This window comes from Rhizobium quercicola (assembly GCF_021168455.1).
Classification (GTDB): Bacteria; Pseudomonadota; Alphaproteobacteria; order Rhizobiales; family Rhizobiaceae; genus Ferranicluibacter; species Ferranicluibacter quercicola.
On record NZ_JAJOZR010000027.1, the window covers coordinates 1 to 8,207 of the forward strand.

General features: G+C 57.4%; 7 protein-coding genes and 1 pseudogene. 2 read left to right on the plus strand and 6 right to left on the minus strand.

The genetic code is table 11. From position 1 onward, the window contains the following. Positions 1–112, minus strand: a pseudogene (locus LRX75_RS23080) (IS5/IS1182 family transposase); the annotation flags it as partial. A 534-nt stretch (positions 113–646) separates the two neighbouring features. On the opposite strand from LRX75_RS23080, the gene LRX75_RS23085 reads away from it, so the two are divergent. Further along, positions 647–1,570, plus strand: a complete 924-nt coding sequence (locus LRX75_RS23085; protein ID WP_231816916.1) for an AraC family transcriptional regulator — start codon at positions 647–649, stop codon at positions 1,568–1,570. Positions 1,571–1,894: 324 nt separating this feature from the next. Here the strand turns inward: LRX75_RS23085 and LRX75_RS23090 are convergent, their stop codons facing one another. Further along, entirely contained in the window at positions 1,895–4,192 is a 2,298-nt protein-coding gene (locus LRX75_RS23090; protein WP_231816917.1) for a S8 family peptidase, read from the minus strand. A gap of 55 nt (positions 4,193–4,247) precedes the next feature. Next, a complete protein-coding gene (locus LRX75_RS23095) occupies positions 4,248–5,180 on the minus strand; it encodes an AAA family ATPase (RefSeq protein ID WP_231816918.1) in 933 nt (310 codons plus the stop codon). Positions 5,181–5,378: 198 nt separating this feature from the next. Between LRX75_RS23095 and LRX75_RS23100 the strand changes: the two genes are divergently transcribed. Beyond that, the gene (locus LRX75_RS23100; protein WP_231816921.1) at positions 5,379–5,789 is read left to right on the plus strand and encodes a hypothetical protein; all 411 of its coding nucleotides are present in this window, start codon (positions 5,379–5,381) and stop codon (positions 5,787–5,789) included. 10 nt (positions 5,790–5,799) lie between these two features. On the opposite strand, the gene LRX75_RS23530 is transcribed toward LRX75_RS23100, so the two are convergent. The 3 genes from LRX75_RS23530 to LRX75_RS23110 form a co-directional block, all read right to left on the minus strand. Further along, the gene (locus tag LRX75_RS23530; RefSeq protein ID WP_476748529.1) at positions 5,800–6,096 is read right to left on the minus strand and encodes a DUF968 domain-containing protein; all 297 of its coding nucleotides are present in this window, start codon (positions 6,094–6,096) and stop codon (positions 5,800–5,802) included. After that, positions 6,093–7,028: a DUF4238 domain-containing protein gene (locus LRX75_RS23105; RefSeq protein WP_231816919.1), complete on the minus strand. Its 936-nt coding sequence runs from the start codon at positions 7,026–7,028 to the stop codon at positions 6,093–6,095. Before LRX75_RS23105 ends, LRX75_RS23530 begins: the two co-directional genes overlap by 4 nt. 236 nt (positions 7,029–7,264) lie before the next feature. Next, positions 7,265–7,741 (minus strand): hypothetical protein, encoded by a 477-nt coding sequence (locus LRX75_RS23110; protein ID WP_231816920.1) that lies wholly within the window; start codon positions 7,739–7,741, stop codon positions 7,265–7,267. Positions 7,742–8,207: the final 466 nt, after the last annotated feature.

Below are 8,207 nucleotides of genomic sequence, written 5' to 3' on the forward strand. Positions count from 1 at the left end.
TAAACAAGCGGTTGTCCGACCCGGTGCGCCCCGGATCACCAATCTTGCCCGGCAACAAGGACGCAATCTTTGCCCACTGCCCATCGCTCAGTTCATACCGCTTCGCCGCCATCAAAGGCCTCCGTGATCCAACACGGAGTTCTATGAATCAGCGATCAACCGATTTGGAAAGCCTGAATGTCGATCCGGCCTAGGCCACCGCTCGCGCAACCAAGTGCGTAAATGCGACCGATACACTTGTGAAGAAACGGCCACCGTACTCTTAATCGCGGCCGAAATTGCCACGGTCCGAGAAGCAGTGCTGTAGCAGCTCCGGCCGCGTGCACCGCGATCCAGGGATCAAAATGCCGGTTGGCAATGATATTTGGGGGGACCGGCCCGTGGCCCACAAGATAGCGATAAGAAACCAGCGCCACCGCGGTTGAGATTGTTGCCGCGGCCACCCATGCGAGCCGGTGCACGCGGGATCTAAACGAAAGCACGCCCATCATTACCACAATCTCGATATGCCACCGCGGGGCGACAGCTGATGGGTCCAGGAGACAGACATAAGATATCCTTTAATCATTAAAGATCTTCAGACTAGCCCTGTGCCTCCGCACCATCTATGCCTACTTCACCCAAAAATCTTCGAGATCGTTCGTAAATGGATCCACTATCCGACATCTTGACTATCTTGAAGCCGCGGCGTTTGAAGACGGGGGCCACGGATGCCGCTGGCGACCTCTCTATCCGCTTCCCACCTCATGAAGGCCTGTACTGCTACGCGATACTGGAAGGAACCTGCTGGTTGACAGTGGAGGACGGACCCGCGCCTATGCGGCTCCAGGCCGGCACTTGCGTTCTGCTGCCGAGCGGTCGTGCGTTTCGCATCAGTAGCGATCCAGACCTCGCACCCGTGGATGCCGCCGTCTTCCTGGCTGGCAGAAGCAATGGCGAGGTTGTCACCTACGGAGAGGGCGGCAATTGCTTTGTTTGCGCCGCGCATTTTGGTTTCGACGGTCCTGACTCCAGTCTGCTGCTAAGCCTGCTTCCGCCAGTTGTCCATATCAACGACGAAACAGACCAGACGGCGATGCGCTGGGCGCTCGACCGGATGATGGCCGAGCTGCGTACTCCTAGAGCTGGAAGCGACCTTCTCGTCGAGCACCTTTCCCACCTGATACTGATACAGGCGCTGCGACAGCACCTGACGACGCGCGACGGCACGCGTGTCGGATGGCTTTCTGCACTGGCCGATCCTGCGTTAGCAACGGTCATCGCCGCCCTGCATGCGGCGCCGGCGCGACGATGGAGCGTCGCTGCGATGGCGAAGACCGCGGGCATGTCGCGCACGGTTTTTGCGCTACGATTTAAGGCGAGCGTCGGCGTCAGTCCGATGGAATATCTCACGCGCTGGCGCATGATGTTAGCCGCCGATGCTCTAAGGCAGCCGTACAAAACCATTGCCTCAGCCGCAGTGGCAGTCGGATATGACTCTGACAGCGCATTCAGCACCGCCTTCAAGCGTGTTATGGGCTGCTCGCCTCGGAAATATCACTCAAGGATGAGCGGCAGGCACTCTGTCTAGGGCAGCATCGTGAACAGAGTTAACGCCAGAAGAATTTGGGGACCTCCGGTAACCCAAACCTACCATCGCCTTGATGGGAGCATAACCGGTGACCCATACATCCTCAAACAAACAAGCCGTTGAAATCTTTGGGCGCAGCGAAGGACGCAACGGCCGTGGGGATTAGCCTTGCTCCGAACGTGTAGTGTACTCCGCTGGGACCCAGCTATGGCCCTTCCGATCTTTGCGGATGCGTCCGAAACCGGGGGACGGCGAATGCGAGCCAGCGTTCAGGACTCCGGTTTCTGCTGCCAGCTTCAGCGCGCGTTCACGGCTTGCGATCCGCTATACGCCAAGGGTCACAGCAACCTGCTGATAGAGCGCGACGACGGCTTCGTGCCAAAGCTCCACGGCTAAAGCAAATGTCTGTTCCTCGACAAGGTTTGCTGCCCATTTCCCTTCGCAACGGACGACCAGGTAGTACCGGTCGCCGTAAGTCGAAATATCGCGTTTCGCGACGAAGGAGCCGACCTGCAAAGTTCCGGCTTCCTGCATTGTTGCCAATGGCTCCATGTTGCACTTCCAAGAACCGCCCTCGAAGACGAATTCTCCGCCGTTTTGTTCCTTTTCGGCCCTTTCCCACTTTCGAAACCGGTCGAACACCTCTTCCGCGGTTTTGCCGCGAACCAGGTGATAGCCCATTTTGATGCCAGCATATTCCTTCCGGCTGTTTCTCACCGGCGGGTCAAAAGCGAGCGAGACCTTAATGTGTCTTCGCCCCCTAACAGTCTGAAAGTCGGTCGGGATCGGGATTTCGTACACGGCAAAGCGATCCACCGGCAGGCTATCTTCAATTGCCATCACGACCCTATGATCTTCTGATGCGCTGGCAAGGTTGATGTCGGCAACGCCATAGCCGGCATGGCGATAGCTTTCTCTTCCGGTTCCGACGGTCACCCTTTCGAGGAGGGCCGGCGGATGGTCAGTACTCAAGCCAATGAGGGCACGAATAAAATTCGCGCTACGGTCAGGAAACTCCGATAGAACCATCGCCGCCTTAAAGGCTGCGACCGGGGCGGCGAACGACGTACCGTGGCGATAGGTCATCAGGCTCTGAAGATAGTTCGCGTTGAGCGTCAGCACACCGCAGCTTGGCCGATCCGCAGACAATGTCGATGCGTAGCCCAACCAGACCGCGGTCCCACCATATTCGACCAGATCTGGCTTGATGCTGTCGGCAAATCCCGGACCTGATCGACTGAACGGAGAAGGATGATGCGTCGATGTCAATGCGATTATATCGACGTTTTCTTCATCGCCAGCCATCAACCCATTCGAGTGGGCCAGTGAACCGACAACCAGCGCATTGAGCGCGCTAGCTGGCTCAAACAGACGGTTGTCAGCGTCCCGCAAATAATCCGGATAGATCGCAAGGCCTTCATTCAGCAAGCGAGCGCTGACGTCAGTGACGTTCCCGGCGGACACGACAACAATAATACCCAGTTCGCGCACGAGGTTATCGAGGACCATTGCCCAGTTCGATGGCCTGCCGCCCACGATATGCTCGATATCCGCTAGCGAGATGTTGATCACTCGACAGCCATACTCGTCATGGAGCCGTCGGATTGCTTCCTCAATGATGTCGGCGACCGTGCGATCATCATCAAATCTGCCATTCCCATCTACGACCTTGGCGCTGGCGATGCGAAACCGTGGCGTGAGCTGCTGTTCGTCAAGATGCGTGGACAGTGATCCGTAGGTTGCCAAGGCCGCCACCGACGTTCCATGTCGCTTCTCGTCATCCACACCAAACCGGTCAGGAACCCCAAACGCGCCTGCGACCACGCCGACAAGCATGGGATGGGCTGCCATGATGCCAGAATCGATAATGCCGATGCACAAACTGCTTGCAGACGGCGGCTCCAGTGGTGGCAAGACCTCGATCGTCATATCGGCGGCTGGGTCCGGTGCGAAATCTGGCTGAGCGGGAAGGTCGATCCACGCGACCTCGTTCATCGCTAGTAGAGCCTTAAGGCCAGCGCCGGGCACTCTCACCCTGGCGATAAAAAGTCCGGCGCCGCGATAACGGCTGAGAAAGTCGCCCCCGTGCGTTTCCGCGGCTACCCTAACGCGCTCGATGTAGATTTCCCTGAGCATCTCGTCGTCGACGTCCCAAAGCTCGACGTCGATAAGGAAAGTACCTCCATCCGGGATTGCCGCAAGCGAATCGAACCCATTGCGGGTGAGAGCGCTGCCGATCCGGTCCGATGGATCCAACTCGGAAAACTCTTCGATCGCGTCGAAGAACCCGGCATGGGTTGCCGATTTTTGGCCGGCCGGGAGGTCCCCTGTATATTGAGCTGAGCGAGCGCGGACCTGAGAAAGCTGCCGATCCATCGAGAGCGCCACGGTCGCTGTATCGTCCCGCTGCGCCAGGATAGTCAAACCATTGGCGGCCAATCCGTCTTCACTGATGTAGCCGCGCGTCGTGATTTTTACGATGATCGCCGGATCTTCGGCCGGGTCATTACGCTGCGCCTTGCGCGACACCAGTTCGACCAGCGAGGCCTGCAACTTCGCGCCGTGCACACTGTGATCGCGATCTGGGGAGGACGGGAATCCGGGGCGCTTGCGCCGCTCCAATGATCCTTCTAGGCGGCGGAGAGGAAGGTGCGGACGGCGAGCCAAGCGTATTCCCTTATTTTACGGAGACGCTCAGCTTATCTTGAATCTCTTTACGACGTCGATCGGAATTTACTGCATATTCGACATCGGCGTCAGCGATTTTCTTGCGATTTTCCATGATTGCGTGACGCATGGCAGTAAAACAAATTCGTTCCACATCTGCATGACTTCTGCCGACCAATTTGCGCCCGATGTCCGCGATGTCGAATTCGACGCCGAAATTACGAACCTTGAACTTTATGAGCCGCCGGATCTCGGAGGCGTTGGGGCGATTGAACAGGACCACTTCGTCGAATCGGCGAATGATCGCGGGATCGATCGTCGTCTCAAGGTTCGTGGCTGCCAGAATGAAGCCCCTCCCCTTAAAGCGTTCAATCATCAAAAGCAGATTGTTGACGACCCGTCGCATCTCATTGTGTTCTGTCGGGTCAGAGCGCATGCGTGCCAGGGCATCAAACTCATCGAGGAAGAGAACCGATGGCTGCCGCTCCGCAGCGTCAAAGATGCGGCGCAGGTTTGACGCCGTTTCTCCAAGCATCGAGCCGATCAGCGCATCGAGCTTGGCGACCAGGAATGGAAGACCGAGTTCGCGTGCCAGCACTTCTGCGGTGATTGACTTTCCACAGCCGGGAGGGCCGCAGAACAAGAGCCGCGTTCTCAAGGGCAGACCGTAGCTGCGGATTGTTTCACCTAACCGATACTCGCCGGCGATGTCGTAAAGAACCCGCGAAACCTCGGTGGAGAGAACTAGCTCCTTGACGTTTCGATGCGGCTCGACGAGCTCGAGGAACTCTGCGGCTCTACCATTCACGGACGAGCCTCCGGCAAACGCTTGGCGGGGAAGCGCCTCGCCACCACCGGTATAGCGCGAGCGCGAGGCGGACAGTGGCTTGAGTGCTGAGGTCTTGGCAGTCTCAGCAGATGATTTGGTTTCTGACCGCGACATGATCACCTCTTGTTCCTTCAACCGTATATGAGGCCACGGCAAGGTTCAACTCGCACGGCCCCTCCTGTTGGGCCAGATAGCGCGGCCAAGGCCTGTGGAGCATCATTTCTTGTGAAAATTCTACGGCCCTTTGAACCGCTGCACCGGTTTTCCGGCGGCTCCAACTTCTGAGAGGGTTGAGCTGAAGTGAGCAAGACAATGAACAAGTTTTCACCTGAAGTGCGCGAACGTGCCATTCTCATAGTGCTCGATCACGAGGCAAGGGTACCCGTCGCGATAGGTTACCAAATTCTGGAGCAAGTTCAGGGTCTCAGGTCATTCGGGGTCAGCTACCGCTTTTTCGTAGTCGCCGTGGAATTCGTTGTGGCCCTTCGGCTTTCCGATCTTCGTCCACTGCCCTTCCCGGTCGGCAAGTGCTGGCAAAATGATGGTGGCATAGAAGCCGGCCCGCATATCTGCAGGCTCGTCCTCAGTCACTTTGTCAAAGTACAACCCCCGCATACTGTCCGGGTTAAAGATCCGGGAGGAAACGAGCGCGGCTTGCCGGCTTGCAGTATTGCAGCGATCAGGAATGGATTGGAAATGCTCCTAATGATGCAATACGCCTGACGACGAAGGGCTACATCGAAGTCTGATCTAATCGATGGAGTGTGGCTTCCAGCAAATCATGCTGGGAGCCATGTTTTTTCTCCCAGGGTTTCTTTCCCATAAGGTGTATTGCATTCCGGGAGTGCTGGTGATGTGCCTCACACAGCGGAATAACGCAGTCGTCAGGCGCCTTCTGGCCCATGCCCCGCCACTCGATACCGATGGGATGGTGGCATGTTATCCGCCCGCCACACTCATGGCCCCAATCCTTCGCGAGCGCACACGCCAGAGCGGCGAGGCGTTCGAAGTAGGCCTTGGCGGATTTCACCCCTTGATTTTGATGGGTTCCAGCTGGCCGTCAAGCACAAGCATGTTGCGCGGGAGCGGCGACATATAATCCCGCTTGCCCATCCGCCGCTTCACGGTGCGGGTTTCGTCCTCATCAAAGGCATAGACCGATCGCCGACCCTGCCCGATCACGGCGTCGTTGATGTCGCGCACCAGACGGCTGAGCGGTATGCGCTGAATGCCCCGTCCGATGCCGTGATTCATGAAGGCTACGAAAACGAGCTGCGGACTGATAGGCAGAGCGAAGTGCCCGTCCGGCCGTCCCAAGCCATTGCTCATAATCAGCGGATGGTCGGATGTGAGGATTTTCCTATGCGGTTTGGTGGACGTGTCGAGAAGCCACCAGTCCGCGCCGGTCATGAGCTTCAGAACGTTCTGTTTCTGGATAAGCTTGGTAATCATGATGACCGCCTGCCTCTCCGGCAGCGTCGGACTGCGTTGGAGCATGTATTCTTCCCGCGTCGGCGGCCAGTCGTTTTTCTTCAGCTCATCGTACTTGCTCTGAAACTCCGGGTCCGGGGCGAGCAAGTCCGACCGCACCTTGTACTTGAACGCCTTCACCGCCTCCGGCGTCCGCATAACGAGGGACAGGAGGAAGCGCGCCCAGGCATGGCGGATGCGCGGCTCCATGGGGATGTTTCCGGCAAGCATCATGTCCCGCGCGGTGGCGGCGTGCTTGTCCACGGCGCCCATGAAGATGCGTTCGACGTTCTGCTGGGTTGCCTTGCTGGCGCCGGGCACCCGATACAGATTTTCGACGTACCCGGTTTCCATCTTCCCGCGCCGCTTGATCTCCAGCCGGGGTAACGGTTCGAGCGGGAATTTCAGCCGCCTAAACTCGGTCAGCTTGTTGTCCGTTTCCCGATTAACCCATGGCTCAAGGTAAAACTGCGGAATGTAGTGGTGTTTCAAGGGCGCCCTCCGTTGGGGTCAACCTGAGCGGCAGCTTTTATCGCGGCCTGAATCGCCGTCGTCAGCCATGCGTTTACGTCCTCTATGCGACGGACGACCAGTTGGTGATTGTTTTTATCCCAGTTAGTAAGCTGGCCGACAATTCGGGCATCAGAGGGGTTCCATGTCCGGCCCTCCCTCATGGCGCGGGCATAACCCGTATCCCAGACGAGTGAGCCGCTAAATCCGTTTGCACGCTATTTCTTTATGGCCTGTTTGGCCTCTTCACTCATGTCCGCGGTAAACCGCGGCTCTTTCGGATTCCACAGCAGGTAGAAAAAGTGCGGTTCATCAGGGAACCCCTGATTTACCTCCGTGGTGTAGCCGATCGGGTTTGTTTCGTGGACCTCAAACGCGTAGTTTGCATTCTCCTCGGCAAAGCCGTGGAAGTAATAAAGCTCATTAGGGTACGGCTCGTATTTTTGCGCGAAAAAGGGATCGAACTGGACGGCGGCGGCAGAATGCTCATTGTCCGCCCAAAGCGGCGTGGGTATCGGTAGTAATGCGCAATCAAGCGCGGTCCCAGGCAGCCTGTACTGGTTTTTCAGTTTGAATGGCTGCTCAAGGCCGTGGAGCAGAAAGTCATCAGCGTTGCGGATCGCTACATGCCGGCACGTGAGAAGGTAAATCGCATTCTCAACGCAGGTATGTTCCGGTTCCCTCCAAGCGAACATGCGTCACACTGCTGCTGGCCAGAGGCGTTATGAGCGGTCGCGTCATCCGATTCATAACTTTGGTGACTACCTCCGACGCGGAATCCCAAATTTCTCTATTGGCTTCCGTCATGCAATCCTCCAGCATTTCGCGCTAAGAGCTAGTATCACAGCGCATGTCAGGTTGTCATACCAAGGTTCCGGCGCCGCGCCTCAACCAGTTTTTGCATCCTCTCATGATCGCGCTTGGCTCGCTCGGTACTTTTCCTTGCGGCCTCCCGGTCAGCATCCGAAAGGGTTGGCGCCTCACCCGCAATGGCGTCATTCCAACCTTCCCGGTTCAGCCACGTCGTCGGATGGGATCGTGTCCCAGGACGTGGTGTAGCTTATACGACCACGGCTCATTCCGAAGGGCCGGAAGAGTATCATCGCGCCACTGCTGGCAAGCTAATGAGTGGTTCATCGCTCATTTGCCCGATAGTTTCCA

Excerpts from the sequence above, each read along its gene's own strand:
- LRX75_RS23085 (WP_231816916.1), top strand. The coding sequence starts at position 647 with ATGGATCCACTATCCGACATCTTGACTATCTTGAAGCCGCGGCGTTTG.
- LRX75_RS23095 (WP_231816918.1), bottom strand. The coding sequence starts at position 5,180 with ATGTCGCGGTCAGAAACCAAATCATCTGCTGAGACTGCCAAGACCTCA.
- LRX75_RS23100 (WP_231816921.1), top strand. The coding sequence starts at position 5,379 with ATGAACAAGTTTTCACCTGAAGTGCGCGAACGTGCCATTCTCATAGTG.
- LRX75_RS23110 (WP_231816920.1), bottom strand. The coding sequence starts at position 7,741 with ATGTTCGCTTGGAGGGAACCGGAACATACCTGCGTTGAGAATGCGATT.